Annotated in this window: 16 protein-coding genes; 2 read left to right on the top strand and 14 right to left on the bottom strand. The window is 44.8% G+C overall.

Translation table 11 applies throughout. The annotated features are described in order from the left end of the window. Positions 1-21: 21 nt before the first annotated feature. The 12 genes from pseB to G633_RS0112350 all read right to left on the bottom strand — a co-directional run bounded on the left by pseB (position 22) and on the right by G633_RS0112350 (position 13,218). Positions 22-1,032, bottom strand: a complete 1,011-nt coding sequence (gene pseB, locus G633_RS0112405) for a UDP-N-acetylglucosamine 4,6-dehydratase (inverting) (RefSeq protein WP_022768104.1) — start codon at positions 1,030-1,032, stop codon at positions 22-24. A 96-nt stretch (positions 1,033-1,128) separates the two neighbouring features. Then, entirely contained in the window at positions 1,129-2,700 is a 1,572-nt protein-coding gene (locus G633_RS0112400) for a hypothetical protein (protein WP_026520101.1), read from the bottom strand. 2 nt (positions 2,701-2,702) lie between these two features. Beyond that, positions 2,703-3,710: a glycosyltransferase family 2 protein gene (locus G633_RS0112395; protein ID WP_026520100.1), complete on the bottom strand. Its 1,008-nt coding sequence runs from the start codon at positions 3,708-3,710 to the stop codon at positions 2,703-2,705. Further along, entirely contained in the window at positions 3,703-4,920 is a 1,218-nt protein-coding gene (locus G633_RS0112390; protein WP_026520099.1) for a hypothetical protein, read from the bottom strand. Before G633_RS0112390 ends, G633_RS0112395 begins: the two co-directional genes overlap by 8 nt. Positions 4,921-4,928: 8 nt before the next feature. After that, a complete protein-coding gene (locus G633_RS0112385; RefSeq protein ID WP_026520098.1) occupies positions 4,929-6,119 on the bottom strand; it encodes a glycosyltransferase family 4 protein in 1,191 nt (396 codons plus the stop codon). 6 nt (positions 6,120-6,125) lie between these two features. Then, entirely contained in the window at positions 6,126-7,415 is a 1,290-nt protein-coding gene (locus G633_RS0112380) for a glycosyltransferase family 4 protein (protein ID WP_026520097.1), read from the bottom strand. A 16-nt stretch (positions 7,416-7,431) separates the two neighbouring features. Then, complete coding sequence (locus tag G633_RS0112375; RefSeq protein WP_026520096.1) at positions 7,432-8,310, bottom strand: glycosyltransferase; 879 nt, start codon at positions 8,308-8,310, stop codon at positions 7,432-7,434. Beyond that, complete coding sequence (locus G633_RS0112370) at positions 8,307-9,131, bottom strand: glycosyltransferase (RefSeq protein ID WP_242838867.1); 825 nt, start codon at positions 9,129-9,131, stop codon at positions 8,307-8,309. The genes G633_RS0112375 and G633_RS0112370 overlap by 4 nt, the downstream gene beginning before the upstream one ends. 11 nt (positions 9,132-9,142) lie before the next feature. Beyond that, positions 9,143-10,549, bottom strand: a complete 1,407-nt coding sequence (locus G633_RS0112365) for an exopolysaccharide biosynthesis polyprenyl glycosylphosphotransferase (RefSeq protein ID WP_026520094.1) — start codon at positions 10,547-10,549, stop codon at positions 9,143-9,145. 16 nt (positions 10,550-10,565) lie between these two features. Continuing rightward, the gene (locus G633_RS0112360; protein WP_022768095.1) at positions 10,566-11,312 is read right to left on the bottom strand and encodes a glycosyltransferase family 2 protein; all 747 of its coding nucleotides are present in this window, start codon (positions 11,310-11,312) and stop codon (positions 10,566-10,568) included. After that, complete coding sequence (locus tag G633_RS0112355; protein ID WP_026520093.1) at positions 11,312-12,250, bottom strand: glycosyltransferase family 2 protein; 939 nt, start codon at positions 12,248-12,250, stop codon at positions 11,312-11,314. Before G633_RS0112355 ends, G633_RS0112360 begins: the two co-directional genes overlap by 1 nt. 107 nt (positions 12,251-12,357) lie before the next feature. Beyond that, positions 12,358-13,218, bottom strand: a complete 861-nt coding sequence (locus tag G633_RS0112350) for an AraC family transcriptional regulator (RefSeq protein ID WP_026520092.1) — start codon at positions 13,216-13,218, stop codon at positions 12,358-12,360. Positions 13,219-13,355: 137 nt separating this feature from the next. Between G633_RS0112350 and gmd the strand changes: the two genes are divergently transcribed. Then, positions 13,356-14,447 carry a GDP-mannose 4,6-dehydratase gene (gmd, locus tag G633_RS18310; RefSeq protein ID WP_051200179.1) on the top strand — a complete coding sequence of 364 codons (1,092 nt, stop codon included), beginning with the start codon at positions 13,356-13,358 and terminating at the stop codon, positions 14,445-14,447. A gap of 18 nt (positions 14,448-14,465) precedes the next feature. Next, positions 14,466-15,407, top strand: coding sequence for a GDP-L-fucose synthase family protein (locus tag G633_RS0112340; protein WP_334290993.1), 942 nt, complete (start codon positions 14,466-14,468; stop codon positions 15,405-15,407). A gap of 90 nt (positions 15,408-15,497) precedes the next feature. Here the strand turns inward: G633_RS0112340 and G633_RS0112335 are convergent, their stop codons facing one another. Next, positions 15,498-15,935 carry a CAP domain-containing protein gene (locus tag G633_RS0112335; RefSeq protein WP_026520090.1) on the bottom strand — a complete coding sequence of 146 codons (438 nt, stop codon included), beginning with the start codon at positions 15,933-15,935 and terminating at the stop codon, positions 15,498-15,500. A gap of 141 nt (positions 15,936-16,076) precedes the next feature. Then, entirely contained in the window at positions 16,077-17,897 is a 1,821-nt protein-coding gene (locus G633_RS0112330) for an LIC_10190 family membrane protein (protein WP_026520089.1), read from the bottom strand. Positions 17,898-17,923: the final 26 nt, after the last annotated feature.

The following is a 17,923-nucleotide window of genomic DNA, read 5'->3' as shown; positions in this document are numbered from 1 at the left end:
TAGTCTGAATTTCTGTATTTATCAGTGATCTACTGCTTCACTGAGTCTGTTTCTGATATCCTCTACACTCATCCACTCAGTGTTGTTTCCTGAGCTGTAGTAGAATCCGTCGGGAACTCTCTTTCCGCCGGGTGCAGGAACGATCTCGTGAGAGAAGGAAACCTGAGGATATACGATGAAGTGCTTATCATACTCGTAAGTATTGGGAGCATCTTCCTTGGTAACCATTACTTCATCAAGCTTCTCACCGGGTCTTATGCCGACTTCCTTGGTTCCGATGCCCGGGCACATAGCCTCAGCCAGGTCTTTGATGTTGAATGAAGGGATCTTGCTGATGAAGGTCTCTCCGCCCTTAGCCTCTGCAAGAGCCTTAAGAACCAGCTCAACGCCTTCGGGAAGGCTGATCCAGAATCTTGTCATACGATAATCGGTGATAGGAAGCTCTTTTTCCCCTTTCTCAATAAGGCTCTTGAAGAAAGGAATGATGGAGCCACGGCTTCCGGCAACATTTCCGTAGCGGACGATCGAGAAGTTGATGTCCTTGGAACCTGCGTAAGCGTTAGCTGCGATAAAGAGCTTATCTGAAACCATCTTGGTTGCACCGTAGAGGTTAACAGGATCAACTGCCTTATCTGTTGAAAGAGCCACAACTCTCTTAACGCCTGTCTTAAGTGCTGCGTTTATCACGTTCTGAGCACCGTTAATGTTGGTCTTGATAGCCTCATCAGGGTTGTACTCGCAGGCAGGAACCTGTTTGAGCGCAGCAGCATGAACGATGTAATCAACATTCTCGCAAGCTCTCTCAAGTCTTGCCTCATCTCTTACGTCTCCGATAAAGAAACGCATCTTGTCAGCGTTGTCCTTGTATATCTTCTCATTGGACATAGTGAACTGCTTGAACTCGTCCCTTGAATAGATTATGAGCTTCTTGGGATTGTAATGCTCAAGAACATACTGAGTAAAGCAGTGTCCGAAAGAACCTGTTCCACCGGTAACCAGGATCGTCTTATCATCAATAATTGATCTTTCCATTTTAACTCTCCATAAATAATGTTTTTATCTCATGACATTCATAGTCACTTTATATCATATACTAATGAGACGCAAAGGTCAAAAGAGCTGTTCTCATCACTTAACTTCATAGGTAGTCCACATATCTTCAGTAAAGACACTGCTCATGGCACTAAGCTTCTTGCAACTGTCAAACAGATTCTCGAAAGCTTCTTCCTGAAGCTCGTCGTCGGCCGCATAAAGGACGATCTTGTCTGCACCGATAACTGCCGGATCTGTGATCTTATCAAGGTTCTCCTCATCCATGTAAAAGACCTTTGGATACTCTAAAAGCTCATCCGTAAGCCTCCAGACATTCTGAGGCGTCTTGGGATTGAACATTACCACCGCAACTTCATCTGCGTTCTCTGAAGCATACGCCATCTTTTCCGTATCCTCAGGATATAAGAACAGCACACTCTTATCACTAAAATGCCCCTTTAGTAAAAGAGCTATCAGAATTGCTCCCATTGCATAGATGAGTGCTTTGTTGCCCATATCACTCAGGACGTAGTAAACATCCATAAAGATCAGCAATATCAGAAGAGAATAGATTGGCATCTCATATCTGTTTGAAGCGCTTCCCACAAGGAGTGCCGTCTTAGACGTCAAAAGGAAATACCCAAGTGATGCAAGCGTAAGTATTATGATCTCAGGCCTTGGAGATGTCTTTCCTTCCTTCTTTACCCTCTTTTTGGACGTTATCTTAAGGAGAAGTCCCATAAAGATGATAAGTACAATTATCAGAAGTCCTCCGGCAAACACAAAGTCATTAAACAGTCCAGTAAAGAAAGAAAGCCTCATCCAGGTATTCGCCAGGTCAAAGAGGCTTCCCGAAGCATCTCCTCCGCGATATCCTCCAAACATATGCCTTGGAGCTGACGGATATGTAAGGACTGCAAGAGCGAGGCTGACAGCACAGCCGACAACATATATAAGGCCCACTTTTATGTCTTTTTTGAAAAAGACAATCCAGACGGTGGTAAGAAATCCGATTCCCACAAAGAAAAAGATGTAGAAGTACTGGATCAAAAAGCCGATGTAGGAAGTGATCATTATCGGAAGAAGGCTCTTGAGCACAAAGTCCTTAATCTCCAGAGCGTTGTTGTCAAAGTCCTGTATGAGCTTTATATGAAACAGCGCACAAGCGATCAGCGCTGCCCCGAGCCAGGCATACATTCTGATCAGCATATTGCAGGATACAGTCTGAGGATTGAGCCCCCAGAACAATAGCACCGCCACTTCTACAGGAAGCGGAATCTTAAGTCTTTCCATCAGCAGGATGAGCAGCACAAATGCCACCACAAAGGCCAGCAGGTTTGTGATAAGCCCCGTCCACTTGGTAAACTGTCCCGGAACAAAGCTGCAGAGCGTGTGGAACAGAAAATAATAAAATGGCGGATGCACATCCCAGGACTGAACCAGCTTAACCATTCCGTAGTTAAAGCCCTCTCCCGGCTTAACAGCAAACTCATCCAGCACAGATTGCCTCTCCTGCCACTCCCTGTCAGGCTGAAACAGCCCTATGCTTCTGTTACTGGAGTAGTATGTATAATATTCATCCTCGTGAAATCCCGCCTTCTGTGTTCCGTAGAAAATGCTCAGAGCCAGCGAGATAATTAATATCAAGCCAAATATATATTTTTTCATTATCAAAGTCCCCGAATCCGAGCATGAAGAGTCCTTACGCCTTTAGGCGCAGCGGTAAGGAGCGTTAAATACGCCTTCTGTTTAGCGGTAAGATACTTGTTTGTGAGCATCCTTCCAAAGCCGTATCTTAGATCCGACACAACTTTTTTGTAAAAAGAATTATCTGCCGTCATCTTGGAGATTGGAATATGAAGCAGATAGTCGAGCCTTTGCACAAATCCAAACCTGTAGGCAACAGGTACAAGCTCGGGGTTACTCTTTTTGACCAAATCAAGGGCCACGTCGGCGTTTCTTACGATATCCGTAAATACCGGCGGGAAATAGTCCTTATCCTGAGCCTTTTTCCTTGAGTTAGAGCCGGTTCTGTAAAAGACATGGTAGGTAGCCTCGGGAAGAAGAACGAGCTTATTAACCTTCTGAAGCATATGGATCATCAGGTAGAAATCTTCGTTGAGCTCCCCTTCCGGAAATCTCATATCCTCGGTAAATAGTTCTCTCTTTGTGAGCTTGGTGCAAAAAGACGCATCTCCTGTGTGCATAAGAAGAGTCCGAAGGTGCTCAGCGGGAGTGATCTCTTTTTCCTTATCAAATCTCTCAAGGACATCCGGGAGCTTATCACCGCTTTCTGATATCTCGTCTCTGGCGATCTGTATCATGTCCGCTCCGGTTCGCATGGCAGCTTCCATCATGGAGCTGTACATGATTCCGGAAATATAGTCATCACTGTCAACAAAACCAAGGTAATCCCCTGTCGCAGCATCTATCCCGACATTCCTTGCGCTGCTGGATCCGCCGTTTTTCTTATGGATAACCTGGACATTACTGTATTTATCCGCAAGTTCATCGGCCTTTTTGGCTGTTCCATCCGTTGAACCGTCATCCACCACGATTATCTGTAGAAGGTCTTTTGGATAGTCCTGAGCAGCAACCGAGTCCACGCACTTCTCTAAAAGGTCCTCTATGTTATAGGCAGGTATGATAACCGATATGCTTTTGCTAAAATCAGGCATCTGCCACCTCCGGTGTTTTCATCTGTTTATAAAGGTCATAGCCCACAAGCAATATTATGACCAGACTCATAAGTGCCATAAGCCACATGTCCTCTACAGTCGTCCCAAACAGGAACTTTGAGTAAGTTACTATCGATACAAACTGCATCATTACAAGAGCTGCAAGCCTTTTATAGTTTGTAACCGCATATGAGACAGCTATAACTTCCGGCAGATATCCGTACCTCTCATGCATGACAGGAAGAGTGAAAAGAGCTATCAGCGCTGTAAATATAGCAAGTGTTATCATAAAGAGCCCATCCACCCTGAACTTCCTGTTTCTGACGTAATATGCAATAAAGCCAAGTATGGCTATGGCTGCTACTGTTGCTGAAGCTATTATTAGTTTTCTGGTTTCAAGGTTTAGTCCCGGATTTACCACCATGAATATGCTTGGGTAGTTCATGGTGAGCATACTGTAGGTGGAAACCTGCTTTCCATAAATGGAAAGAAGTTCAGCAAAACTTCTTCCTGCAATCATAGCAGGTATCATAGTGATAAAAAGGACCACCGGGAACCAGAAAATATATCGTGCTTTAATTTTACCTTTAAGCCACATTATTATCAGGAAAGGAACAATAAATATCACCTGCTGTTTAAACGTATATCCAAGGGCCAGATATATAAATACCCTGTTATTGTTACCCTTAAGCGCATGAAGAAGGGATAATAACACAAAGGCTGTATAGATTGAATCGCACTGTGCCCAAGCCGAGCTGTTTAAAACAACCGTCGGAAGGATCATTACTCCGCCAAAAGCCATGACTGATTTCTGTACATTACCCTCAGTAACGCAGTAGGCAATCCTAAATATGGTCATGGCGCAGATAACATCAAATATAACAGATACAGTCTTTATCAGATGGAGGTCTTTCCCTGCGATATAATGGAGCAGAACGATAACGTACTGATACATGCAGCCGTAGTTGATGGTGCTTGCATCGCTCTCAAAGGGCGTTATCCCAAGATATCCGATGCCTCCGGCCCTATGGCACTCCTCCATCCAGTGGGAGAGAAAGTGATAGTAATCCCCCGATTCAAAATCAAACAAGGGGAGTCTTATGGCTATTCCAAGCCCTAACATAAACACCAGGAAGAACAGATCAACAATCCTTAACCTGATGTCCTTTAGTCTTATTTCGCTGTCCAAAACATCATCTAAAACGTTCATTTAGGCACTCACTCCAAGTGGTTTTTCTCCTTGAGAGTCCTGGAGAACCCGGGAGGTGTAAGGACCGCTGCCGGACTCATGGGACCGTTATCTGTAGCAACCGGCGTCTTTCCACTCTCAAGCTCTCTGCAGAACCTAATCAGCTCTGCTGCTGCATTCTTTGCATTCCACTTGTTATTTATTGTTTCCATGGCAGCTGTGCCCATGGGTTTTATCATGTCAGGGTGATCAAGAAGGAATCTTACCTTATGCTCAAAATCCTCATAACTGCCATCTTTATAGATAAGGCCGTTCTTGCCATCTTCTATAAGAAACGGAACTGCACCGGCTTCATTTGACGCCACAACAGCGCATCCGCTCTGCATCGCTTCGTTAACAACTGCTCCCCAGCCCTCGAGATAATTGCTGGTGAAAAGAAATATATCCGCCCCTCTCATGTAAGAGAGAACTTCCTCAGGGGTTTTCCCTCCGGTGAGATTAACTTTTGTTTCAAGTCCCAGCTCTTTTACCATATCTGTGAGCCTGCCCTTGAGGGGACCATCGCCCACAATATCCATGGTAAAATCAAAGCCTGCAGCCTTTAGAGCCGCTGCGACCTTAACCGCGAACTCAGGGTGTTTGAGGTCAATAAGCCTTCCGGCCCAGCACAGGCGCTTTTTATAACCGCCTCTTTGAGCCACTGCCTCACTACCTGCTGCGTCAGGGAAATATCCCCATTTCAGCATCTTGCCGGGAAAGCTTTTGATCAGACTAAAGTCTGATGCCACATAAGCTCCGGTGCATAGGAGATAGACCGGTTTATTCCTGAACTTAAAGTGTTCGTTGTACTTTTTCATAAGACCGCGGGGACTTATGAATTTCCACTGACCCTCTCTGTAAATTCTCTCGCTGACACGGAAGGAGAGCTTACCGGAGGAGAGCCTTTTTTGCTCTACATCCCAGATGCGGTCCTCAGTCCAGCCAAAGAGAACAACGTCGGAGTTAAGGATAAGGTCTTTTGCCCGCTCCTCTTCCTCGTAGTAGCGCACCACGAAGGGAAAGGCTTTGTCATCGAATCCCCACCCCATATTAAGGCGCTTCTCCTCCATGGGGATGGTCTGGATAAAGAAAAACTCCACATCATCGCCTATCTCGCTCATAGCGTTACAGAAAGGCAGCTGGTGGTGATTTATGTAGTTGGAAACAAATGTTATCCTCAATTCGTCTTACCCTTGCCTGTCATCTATATCCTTGTATATCTCAATGAGTCTTTTAAAGTTAGTATCAGCGTTGTGGGTGATCCTTGCATGAGCAGCTGCATTATCTCCGTAAACTGCCGCAATAACAGGCTCATCCCATATCTGAAGGATTGCTCTTGCTATATCATCAACATTGCCTTTTTCAAATAACACGCCATCCTTATTCTCGGAAACCATGTCGGGGATTCCGCCAATTCTCGAAGCTGCAATCGGCACACCAAGGAGCATGGCCTCTCCCAGCGAATTGGGCGAATTCTCAATAACCGATGGGCAGACAAAGATACTGCACTTAAGGAAGCGCTCCTTCATCTCCTGGTCAGTCAGCATTCCAACCATGGTGACTTTCTTTTTAAGATGGCCCTTGGAAATAAGGCTCTTTATATACTTGCCGTATGCACTGGCTCTCATAAAGTACGGGTATTTGCTCTCGCCTTTGCCGATGATGTTGTTGCCGGCCACATAGAGGTGAGCATCCGGATACTTCTCTAATATCTTAGGCATTGCGTTTAATACAAAATGGAAGCCCTTAAGAGGGTAATCTCCCTGAGACAGGAAGATAGTGTGTGGCTCTGCCTTCTTTTCACTCCACTTGCCCATGTAAAAGCAAGGTCTCATGGTCTCGTTCATGTGATAATATCTTGCTTCTGGATTGATCTTCTCAATCTCGCTCTTATCAAAAGAGGTTCTTCCGGTGATGTTGCCTGCCAACATGATGGCTTCTCTCTCATGCTCTCCGCGGATCTTATACTTCTCCTGCTGCTGCATGATGGAATCATCTTTAAGCCTGTCCCTTAAAGTCACGGTTCTCTGAACCTCTTCGGGAATGTCAGCCATGTACTCCCTTGCGATCACACTGCAGACACCCTGGATTCCCAAAAGAACTCTGCCCGGATTACCGAAGGCTCTTATCATTGCCAGAGTGTGCGGAAATTCAGTACCGAAGATGTGGACCACATCCGGCTTAAAGTCATCCAATATAACATGGAATCTGTTCTCAACTGTTCCATCATAGATCTCGGGATGGTTTAAGTCCTCCCTGAAACCATAATAAGTAATGCCGTCTATCTCCTCGCTGGATGAGGCAATACTGCCTTCAGCGGGAAAACATACGGCCAGAGTGATCTTTTCGTCGTCCTTTTTCTGCTCCTTTATTCTGTTAAGGCATCCTGTAAGCCATCCCTCTCTCACCGAATACGGCAGATCATGAGCTATGGCATAGGCAGGAAGCATGATGTTACAAAGCCAGAGTACTCTCAAATCTATTACCCCTTATTTATCTCCTTTTGCCTCTAAGCGCATAAATGATGTTCTTGACGGCATTGTAAGGACCTGAAGTTAACTTGTTTGAAGCAATCGCTGTACGCAGAGATGAAAGCGTTATTATTCTCAAAAGGTCATACTTCTTTATCTTGGACGCAGGAAGATACATAGCTATGATCTCCTTGCGCTCTTTCTCTGATATCTTGAGGTTCTGGGCAGAATAGCCTCCGCCCTCATAGTCAGTGATAATGACCGGCATATACACGGTTTCTGCCTTCTCTCTGTAGAAGCACCGGAGGAACTGCTCATAGTCAGCCCTTACCTTGTACTTAAGGTCAAAGGGATTTCTGCAGATAAGGCGCTCATCGTAAAAGCAGGCCTGATGCGACGGAACATTCCGATAGCACCCGTAGTCGTCCATCTTGGGATTTGAAGCGACTTTGCTGCCTGCGGAGCAGTCAAAGATATCTCCGTAATATATAACCGGAAGTGTAGTGCCTTCCCTGAGATTCCTCTCAACGATATGCCTGTGCACATCTCTGAGTACGTTTTCATTTCTGAACAGATCTCCGCAATTTAAGAAGAACACGTATGATGGGCTCTCTCCAACCTTAAGCTCCCCATCAAGGGATGCGCAGGCTATATTCATTGCATGATATATACCGTTGTCACAGCTCTCCATCAGTGTGATCTTGCCCGGATTCTCATCCCCTGCCTTGCTGACAGGATATGCTGCCTTTAACTTCTCAAGTGATCCGTCGGTGGACATTCCGTCTTTTACAAGTATCCTATAGTCCGTAAAGGTCTGTCTGTTTACGCTCTCTACAGTCTTAAGGAGCTTGTCTCCCGCGTTATACGAAACGACAATTATTGTAAAAAATGGCTTCTTCATAGCTTTCTCCCATGCCTGACTCCGCTGCACAAAAGCTTGTAGCAGTGCATTAGTCCCAATTCTTTGCACATTTCATTTCTGTTTTTAAAAAGAAATCTAAATCCAAATATCATTGCCATCTTTCCGTAAAGGAAGTGGTATAGTACTCCTCTGTCGAAGAAGAATTTCTCATCCTTATAGCCCTTAAACCAGGTGGATTCGCCCTTGCGCTCTTTGCCTATTGCTACAGGAGTCCTGTAGATTGCAAGTCCGGCCTTCAGAGCGTCATGTAAAAAGAGAGAATCCTCTCCGTTCATGAAAGGTGCTCCGCCTCCAAACAAAAGCGAGTACCTGACACCTGTGTCCATAAGTTTCTGCCTTCTTGCACATATGGCATAAGCCGGATATCTTCCGTAGTTGCGCCAATTTACTCTGGCAAAATCCGTGTTCCAGTAGGTTTCCCTGCCCTCCTGGGCCTTGACGTTAAACAATAAAATGTCAACCTCAGGATGCTTATCAAACTCTGCTATTACCTTCTGTACATACCCATCGTCATAGACAATGTCGTCATCACCGAACTGTATAAGCTCGTGGCTAGCATTCTCCAGGGCTGTATTTCTTGAAAGGCCTACGCCTTTTTCGGCCCTGCAGATGATCAAGGCCTCGTAATCCTTAAACTCCTGTATGTAATCCTTGTTTTTGCCCAGCGTATCAGCGTTCTGATTATCGCCGATAAGCTGGTTTACTATAACAGCGTCACAGTCCAGATTCATGTTTCCGATCAGCTCTTCCGGATCCTTGTTAACGGCAGATATTAAAATTTGCAGTCTCTCATTAGCCATATCTGACTCCATCATGAGTTCTTCTGTGCTGTGGTCTGATTTTCCTCTACACCCTCTGTGCTGTCGGGGGTGAACAGTATCTTTACGGTGAGCAGCATAAGCTTAATATCCAGCCAGATCGAATAGTTTTCGATATATGTAAGGTCAAGCTTTAATTTGTCATAAGGTGTGGTGTTGTACTTGCCATAAACCTGCGCATATCCTGCAAGTCCTGCCTTAACCTTCATTCTGAAGGCAAACTCGGGCATCTCTTCAAGATACTGTTTAATGATCTCGGGGCGCTCAGGTCTTGGTCCGATAAAGGACATATCGCCGGCGAGGATGTTAAAGAGCTGAGGAAGCTCATCAATCCTGCAGGAACGGATAAATTTACCAACAGGTGTTATTCTTGAATCGTTCTTGGAAGCAAGTCTTGCAACGCCGTCTTTCTCAGCGTCAACCCTCATGCTCCTGAACTTCATGATCTTGAATTCCTTCATGCCCTTTGTGCAGCGGATCTGCTTGTAGAGAACAGGGCCTTTATCATAACACTTGATAACAATAGCTGTTATCAGCATGATGGGTGATGTCAGAATGATAAGCAGGAGTGATATGAGTATGTCAAAGAGTCTCTTTACAGCTCTCTGCTCAATCTTGATGGAGTACTCTCTAAGAAGAAGCACAGGCGTATCAAAAAGGTGGAGCTGAGATGACCCTTTTAAAAGAACATCAGTTATCTTAGGCATTACATATACCCTGATATCTCTTCCGTAGCAGTATTTAACAAGTCCGTTTCTGAACTGACTTGGTACATCCCAGATGATAACTCCGTCGTATTTACCCAGGCACTCTTTATATACCGCATCGATTCCCTCGGAGATATTGATCTTCTTGGCGATGTGATACTTATCTTTTCTTGTATTGAATTTGGTTTCGATATCGTCTACGGGATATTCTCCGCTGACAAGAAGAAGTTCTCTCGGCGGGAATATGCGCATATAGATAGCATTTGTTATGTATGCCCATACAAAAGCGATCAGCAGCTGGATAAGGAAGATCACAAAGATTGGTGGAACCTGAACCAGCCAGTTGTTCAAAAGTGAAATCTGGAAATATGAGATGAAGTTGACCATGAACAGTGCAAAGATCTGTGAAAAGAACACGTCCATTGGCCTTAAGTAGCCGATTTTCAGTCCGCCGTAGGTGTTCGAGAAAAAGAGCAGCAGAATGAAATAGATGGCAAGAATAAGAAGATGTCCACGGAAATAGAGCTTTAGTCCGTTACCAAGCGCATATCCGTCCACACTGATACGAGGTCTTGAAACCTCGGGATAGTATACTTTAAACCAGAACCATGCATATACAGCTGTCTGCATACACAGTCCAATAAATCCCAACAGCAAAACAAGGATTCTCTTTTTTGATTCTCTTTGTTTCATACTCTTCCCACGGCAGTTAAACCCTTCTAAGGGTTGCTCTTACTGCCCATCCTCCAAAATAAAATAATGACTTTGCCACAGAAAGTCCTGCGATGTTTCTGTACAGGAACCATATCCTTCTTATGGCTTCCAGCTTATTAGAAGACAATGACTTGGCCGGTCTTCTGTAAATAGCCAGATTCTCATCAAGACCGTATGCCTCGTACCCACTCTTTAAGATCCTCCACCATGTGGCAGTATCTTCACTGGGAACATTAGGCATATGGATTATTTCCATATCTATCTTCTCAGTATCAAACATCACTGTGGTGGTGAAGATTATTGTCCTTGAAAGTGCCTGTTTGTACTTAAGAACCGGCGGCACATGAACAATCTTACCTGTAGGGTTTGCCTTCTCATCGCCAAACTCATAGGCGTGAAAACAGAAGGCTGCGCCAGTCTTCTCCATGTATGCCACCTGCTTTTCAAGCTTATCCGGCATCCATACGTCATCCGCATCAAGAAAGGCGATGTATCTTCCGGAAGAAGCATCAATGCCGGTGTTTCTGGCTTCAGCTGCCCCCTGATTCACATTCTTTTTGATGAGACGGATTCTTTTACCCTGTTTCTTAATGTAATTCTCGATGATCTCGGCGCTGTTATCTCTGGATGCATCGTCCACCAGGATAAGCTCCCAGTCCTTGTAGGTTTGTCTGCAGACCATCTCCATGGTCTTCTCTATGTAATTTGCTGCGTTATAGACCGGAACGACAATGCTGACCATCACAGCTCCTCTTTAACTATGTATAAGGGACGGTTCTTAACTTCTAAGTAGGTCTTGGACAAATATTGTCCTACGATTCCCACGCAAAAGAGCTGAACACCGCTTACAAACAAAATGATGCAGACCATGGAAGCCCAACCAACAGTATTATTGGGATCTCCAACTGTCCACTGTCTTACCATGACAATAATAATGAACAGAAATGCCACTATACAGAAGAAGACACCCAGGAAAGAAGCCATTGCAAGGGGTGCTGTTGAAAACGCCATAATTCCGTCGAGCGCATAGGCAAAGAGCTTCCAGAAGGACCACTTGGTCTCTCCCTTCTTTCTCTCAATATTCTCAAACTCAAGCCATTTATTCTTAAAACCAACCCAGCCAAATATTCCCTTTGAGAATCTGTTATACTCTCCCATTGAAAGTATGGCGTTTACAAAGTCTCTGGTCATGAGCCTGTAATCTCTTGCTCCGTCGACTATCTCGGCCTTGGTCATCTTATTGATGATCTTGTAGAACTGCCTTGCAAAGAAGGATCTGATGGGAGGCTCGCCTTTTCTGTTTACTCTTCTGGTTGCAACAGAATCATAGCCCTCTTCGGTAATGGCCTTTAACATCTCCGGAAGAAGAGCCGGTGGATCCTGAAGATCACAGTCCATGATGACAACGTAGTCACCCTTTGATGCATTAAGTCCCGCATACATTGCAGATTCTTTTCCAAAGTTTCTTGAAAAGCTTACCAGATGAACCCTTTTATCTTTTTCATTAAGCTCTTTTACTCTGGATACAGTCTCATCCTTGGAGCCGTCATCAACAAAGATGAGTTCAAAATCAACATCGTGAGACTTAAAGAAAGCCTCATTCTTCATAAACTCATCATAGAAATCGAAAATATTCTCCTGTTCGTTAAAACAGGGAACAATAGCACTAAGCAGTTTCATAGCGTTACACTTTCTGATCTTATTTTGTCAGGTGCGCACAGTATCGCAATCCTAATCCTTATTCTACACTTATTGCGTCTTTCTTTCAATGTTACCCTGGTAGGCGCTCACTTCCAGCTCATGCGGTATTCGAGGGGACTGACCCCCTCTATCTGCTTGAACATGCGGGAGAAGTAGTAGAGGGGTGTGATTCCACAGCCGGCGCCAATCTCCTCCACGGTCTTGTCCGTAAAGCGCAGCATCTGCTTGGCATGGGTGATGCGGACAACAAGCAGGTAGTTAATGATTGAAGTTCCAACCTGTTCCTTGAAACTCCTTGAGAGGGTGTACTTACTCATCAGGAAGTTATCTGCAAGCATATCAAGCGTTATCTTTTCCTGATAGTGGGTGTCCAGATATTCCTTAAGGGCACTTACCGTCTTACTGCTTCCGCTCTGCTGGGTTATCTCGGGATTCCAGCTGAAGGTCATAAGGAAGGTCACAAGCCCCGATAAGTATTCGTTGATCTTAATGTCCCTGATGTAGTCGGAGGACCTTGACACGGAGTTTAGCTCATCCCACAAATGCATGAACCTTGAAGGGTCATCAGGCCTAAATACCGGCTGACCACCTCTTTCTATGTACTTAAGATATATGGGCAGGAGATTTTCACCGTTAAAGTGGATCCACTCGATAGACCACAGGTCATTGGAAGTCCTGTGGGAATAGAGGTTCTGACAGTTGATAAAGACACAATCCCCACAGGATACCGCGTACTCTTTTCCCTCATAGTCGATAAACCCACTGCCACTCTTCACATAAATAAAAAGAAAAGAGGACAGATTCTGCCTCTTGCTGGTGTGGGGCTTCTGAGCTGTCAGCCTGCCAATTTCCTGCAAATACAGGAGATTGTTCTTGGCAAATTCAGAGGGGGTGTACAAAAGCCTGTCCGAGGATACGTATTCACCTTGAAATAATTGATTCTTCATATTTCCCATTATAAAATCGGCAGCAAGATAATGCAAATCAAAGTCAAGAAAGTGAATTTAAAAAGTGATAACATATAAATATAATGATAGGGAAAAGTACAAATCTAAATGTTTTTTTGTTAAGAAAGGATTACTATATGGCAAAGAAAGCTTTGATAACCGGTATAACCGGTCAGGACGGATCTTACCTCGCAGAGTTCCTTCTCGAGAAGGGCTATGATGTTCACGGTATCATCAGAAGATCTTCTGTGGACTACAGAGAAAGAATTGCTCACCTTGAAGGAAAGCCCAACTTCCACCTTCACTACGGCGATATGGGCGATTCCATGAGCATCCTCGGCGTAGTATCAAAGGTTCGCCCGGATGAAATATACAATCTTGCAGCTCAGTCACACGTTCAGGTATCCTTCGATTCACCTGAGTTTACAGCTGATGTTGACGCAACAGGTGTTCTCCGAGTTCTTGAGGCAGTTCGTCTCTGCGGACTTACCGAAACCTGCAGAATTTACCAGGCATCAACTTCTGAGCTCTACGGTAAGGTTGAGGAAGTTCCTCAGAATGAAAAGACACCTTTCCACCCTTACAGCCCTTACGCTGTAGCTAAGCTCTACGGTTACTGGATTGTAAAAGAGTACAGAGAAGCTTACAACATGTTCTGCTGCTCAGGAATCCTCTTCAACCACGAGTCTGAGCGCCGCGGAGAGACCTTCGTTACACGTAAGATCACTCTTGCAGCTTCAAGAATTGCTCAGGGCAAGCAGGATAAGCTCTACCTCGGAAACCTCTCCAGCCTTCGTGACTGGGGTTATGCAAAAGACTATGTTGAGTGCATGTGGCTGATCCTTCAGAACGACAAGCCCGAGGACTTCGTTATTGCAACCGGTGTGCAGCACTCAGTTCGTGAGTTCGCTCAGCTGGCTTTCCACTATGCAGGCATCGAGCTTGAGTTTAAGGGAGAAGGCGCAGATGAGAAGGGCTACGATAAGGCAACAGGCAAGGTTCTCGTTGAAGTATCACCTGACTTCTACAGACCTACAGACGTTGTTAACCTCTGGGGCGATCCAACCAAGGCAAAAGAGCAGCTCCACTGGAATCCACAGACCACATCCTTCGAGGATCTTGTAAGGATCATGGTTGAGCACGATATGGCCAAGGTTGCTGTTGAAAGAGCTAACGAGCACGTAGAATTCAACCTTGCCGAGTTCCTCGAGAAAGGTATTGATAAGTAATAGAGGTACAAAGATATGATGGAAAAAAATGCAAAAATCTATGTTGCAGGCCACAGAGGAATGGTTGGCTCTGCCATAGTAAGAGAACTTGAAAAACAGGGATATAACAACATAATCACAAGAACTCACAAAGAGCTGGACCTCACAAGACAGGATCAGGTTGAGAACTTCTTTGCTGAGCAGAGACCCGAGTACGTATTTCTTGCAGCTGCCAAGGTTGGTGGAATCATGGGTAATTCACAGGCCCTTGCAGATTTCATGTACGAGAACATGATCCTTGAGATGAACGTAATAAACGCAGCATGGAAGAACGGATGCAAGAAGCTTGAATTCCTTGGTTCCTCCTGCATCTATCCAAGAATGGCTCCTCAGCCCATGAAGGAGGATTGCCTTCTTACTTCCGAGCTTGAGAAGACCAACGAGGCATATGCACTTGCTAAGATTTCAGGCCTTAAGTACTGCGAGTACCTCAACAAGCAGTACGGAACCGACTACATCTCAGTAATGCCCACAAACCTCTACGGACCAAACGATAACTATCACCCAACACATTCACACGTACTTCCCGCTCTTATCCGCCGTTTCCACGAGGCGAAGGAGCAGAACCTTCCATATGTAACCTGTTGGGGTGACGGAAGTCCTTTAAGAGAGTTCCTCTATGTTGATGATCTTGCTAACCTCTGTGTATTCCTTATGAATAACTATAGTGGTAACGAGACAGTTAACGCCGGCACAGGAAAAGAGCTTACGATCAAGGAACTTACCGAGAAGGTAGCCAAGATCATCGGCTACACCGGAGAGATCCGCTGGGATCCCACAAAACCCAACGGAACACCAAGAAAGCTTCTTGATGTCTCCAAGGCAAAGGCTCTTGGCTGGACATACACCACTGAGCTCGATGACGGAATAAAACTTGCTTACGAGGATTTCCTTAACAATCCTATGAGAGCAGAGAGATAACTAAATATTTAACCAATAAAAAGGCCCGCCACTTTCAAAGTAACGAGCCTTTTTATATATTCGAAACACCCCTACCTAAGGTATTTAGAATCAATTAAATTCACAGACTATATAAGTTTCTCCGTTGGCGCCTTTATAATAGGCGATTCCGACACTGGTGCAGCTCTTTCTCATTACGTTAGCCTTGTGAGTAGGACTAAGGAGCCATGCCAGAACAACATTCTCAGGAGACTGCTGCGCATCATTTACTGCGTGGGCAAGATTTTCTGCGTTAGTTGCCTGGGATACCGTATACCATGCCTTTCCGTTTGGACGGATGTGAGAAAACTTCTTGGAGCATTCTGCAGCTCTGGTCCTGGCGACATTCGTAAGAGTCTGATCCATGCTTACTTCCGCAAGACCTTGCTGGGTCCTTGCACTGTTCATCAGCGCAACAATATCATCCTCCTTAGCAGCTCTCGCTGTGACAGGTTGAAATAATATTCCAAGCATAAAGACCAGGATCACCGAAAGAATCGCTCTTCTCATAATGTATCCTCCAAGCGCAACTTGTACGCTTTTCATTAATTTATGATACATTATTTCGTCGCAAAAATCAGAGAGGTATAGTCTTTTGTCAGAAAATTTAGTTTATCTTAACAAATTGCCAAATAATTTATAATCTTTTAATCATTGGCTGGCAGCCTTAAATCCTTCTTTAATTTCTCCCCCAATAAGTTCCACTTCACCGGTTATATCATGGGTTGCAGAAGGGAATGGATCATAGCCGACCTGATCTCCCGATACGGGATAATAGAAGGTTTCATCCCCCATTTTAAAGGTATCAACTTCATAGCTGCCATAGTCCTGTTGTCTTAGCAGATACTCTGGGTTAAAGTGCCTGTTATCTTCCAGCGCAACAATCGCACATTTATAGATAAACCAGGCTAAAAAGACGATAACGAAGGCCTTCACCACAGTGTCTTTTACCTCATCCTCGAAGAGCCTGTTGTAGACGAGAATAAATGTCCTTCCCAGGATCACTGCCGGCAGGAGCCAGACGTATACGATTCCGTATCTGATAAGCGGAGCGCTCATGAACCAGAATGCAAAACATCCGATAAGAGTACCTCCGATTGTAAGAAAGTCCGCCATGCTCAGCATACTTCTGTGGCTGATCTCAAAGACCTTGGAGTCATTAAGGCCCTTTAACTTCTCGGTCTTTTCTCCGGCAAAGGCAAGCACAAAATACACAAGGTAAATAACATAGACTACTATTGAAAGCAGCGCCAGTATCAGCATTATCTTATCTAAACCCGTAATACTTGCAAACCAGTTCGGTATCCACTCAGACATTGGTGCACTTGCGTAAGTTGCAACGTCGTTGTAGCCTCTTCCAAAGGTCCTGATCTCAAGAGCATCATAGGCTGCAAGACCTTTGGGAATCTCCCAGTAAAAGCTGAAGAAATCAAGGAAGGTTACAGGATATAACAACCATCCCGACAGGATGATATTCCTTATGAGGAACGGGAGCACAATTACAAAGGCAAGCGCCACCGAAACCCAGAATGCCCTCATCTTCTGTTTTGTCCTGTTGTGGAAAAGCTTATAGATCGGAACTATTGTCAAAAGAAGCATCGGCGCTGCGGAAAGTTTGATGGTAATAGCAAATACTCCCAAAAGGGCCAGCAAAATATATGGCAGATAGGATCTCTCATGCCTTACGTTCATATCCAGCCAGTGGATGATAATGTAGAAAACAAGGCAGGAAAGGAAATAATCAGAAGCCGGAGCCATCATCTCATCATAGATGGTAAAGAGATAGTAAATTGCTGCAAGGCGTGCAAAGTCTGAGATCACAGGATGACCCCTTCTGATGAAGTTCTTGATATCAACGCACTGCCATGCAAGGAGAAGTGCAAAAAATCCGGACATGACATGGTAGGACTGTCCCCCGAGAAATCTAAAGCTGTAAAGAGCAGACAGCGGAAAAGCAGAGCTGTTATAAGCAAGTCTCACATGGAGATTGCCAAGCCCTCTTACGATTCCATATTCTTCTATCCAACGGATTGCCTGGGCGTGATAGAGATCAGAGTCGTAGTGCATATACCCGTGTGACGTCCCATAGGCCATGATCAGAAAAACTGCAAGATATACATAGAAGTTTGCGCCGGCTTTCAGCTTGCCAAGCATACTAAGAAAATCATCACTGAGCTCCTCGCGATAATAAACAGCGATAAGGACGCTGAGTGCAAGCAAAACCAAATTGGCACCTAAAGAAACCTTTGTAAATAGACTGACTATCTGCGCATAAACTGTAACCAGAACAATTCCGGTAATGATGTAGCTCTCTCTGAACTTAAAGTCGTATCTTCTGCTTTCTCTTTCGTGTTTCTTGTTCTTTTTGCCGGGAAGCATACCCGGCATATTGACCAAAGACATCAGAAAGCCGTATCCAATAAGATATGTTGTAGCTATGACATACATCCAGATAACAAGCACTGTCAGCATAGTTATTTATGCCCCCAATAGGTAAG

Origin of the sequence: Butyrivibrio sp. FCS006 (genome assembly GCF_000424525.1) — a bacterium.
In the GTDB taxonomy this organism is placed as follows: Bacteria; Bacillota; Clostridia; order Lachnospirales; family Lachnospiraceae; genus Butyrivibrio.
The sequence above is the reverse complement of the archived record's forward strand: the minus strand, read 5'-3'. Positions and strand labels throughout refer to the sequence as shown.

What these genes read in the sequence shown, in the direction of transcription:
- pseB (WP_022768104.1), bottom strand. Translation starts at nt 1,032, where the DNA reads ATGGAAAGATCAATTATTGATGATAAGACGATCCTGGTTACCGGTGGA.
- G633_RS0112400 (WP_026520101.1), bottom strand. Translation starts at nt 2,700, where the DNA reads ATGAAAAAATATATATTTGGCTTGATATTAATTATCTCGCTGGCTCTG.
- G633_RS0112395 (WP_026520100.1), bottom strand. Translation starts at nt 3,710, where the DNA reads ATGCCTGATTTTAGCAAAAGCATATCGGTTATCATACCTGCCTATAAC.
- G633_RS0112390 (WP_026520099.1), bottom strand. Translation starts at nt 4,920, where the DNA reads ATGAACGTTTTAGATGATGTTTTGGACAGCGAAATAAGACTAAAGGAC.
- G633_RS0112375 (WP_026520096.1), bottom strand. Translation starts at nt 8,310, where the DNA reads ATGAAGAAGCCATTTTTTACAATAATTGTCGTTTCGTATAACGCGGGA.
- G633_RS0112370 (WP_242838867.1), bottom strand. Translation starts at nt 9,131, where the DNA reads ATGGCTAATGAGAGACTGCAAATTTTAATATCTGCCGTTAACAAGGAT.
- G633_RS0112365 (WP_026520094.1), bottom strand. Translation starts at nt 10,549, where the DNA reads ATGAAACAAAGAGAATCAAAAAAGAGAATCCTTGTTTTGCTGTTGGGA.
- G633_RS0112360 (WP_022768095.1), bottom strand. Translation starts at nt 11,312, where the DNA reads ATGGTCAGCATTGTCGTTCCGGTCTATAACGCAGCAAATTACATAGAG.
- G633_RS0112355 (WP_026520093.1), bottom strand. Translation starts at nt 12,250, where the DNA reads ATGAAACTGCTTAGTGCTATTGTTCCCTGTTTTAACGAACAGGAGAAT.
- G633_RS0112350 (WP_026520092.1), bottom strand. Translation starts at nt 13,218, where the DNA reads ATGAAGAATCAATTATTTCAAGGTGAATACGTATCCTCGGACAGGCTT.
- gmd (WP_051200179.1), top strand. Translation starts at nt 13,356, where the DNA reads ATGGCAAAGAAAGCTTTGATAACCGGTATAACCGGTCAGGACGGATCT.
- G633_RS0112340 (WP_334290993.1), top strand. Translation starts at nt 14,466, where the DNA reads ATGGAAAAAAATGCAAAAATCTATGTTGCAGGCCACAGAGGAATGGTT.
- G633_RS0112335 (WP_026520090.1), bottom strand. Translation starts at nt 15,935, where the DNA reads ATGAGAAGAGCGATTCTTTCGGTGATCCTGGTCTTTATGCTTGGAATA.
- G633_RS0112330 (WP_026520089.1), bottom strand. Translation starts at nt 17,897, where the DNA reads ATGCTGACAGTGCTTGTTATCTGGATGTATGTCATAGCTACAACATAT.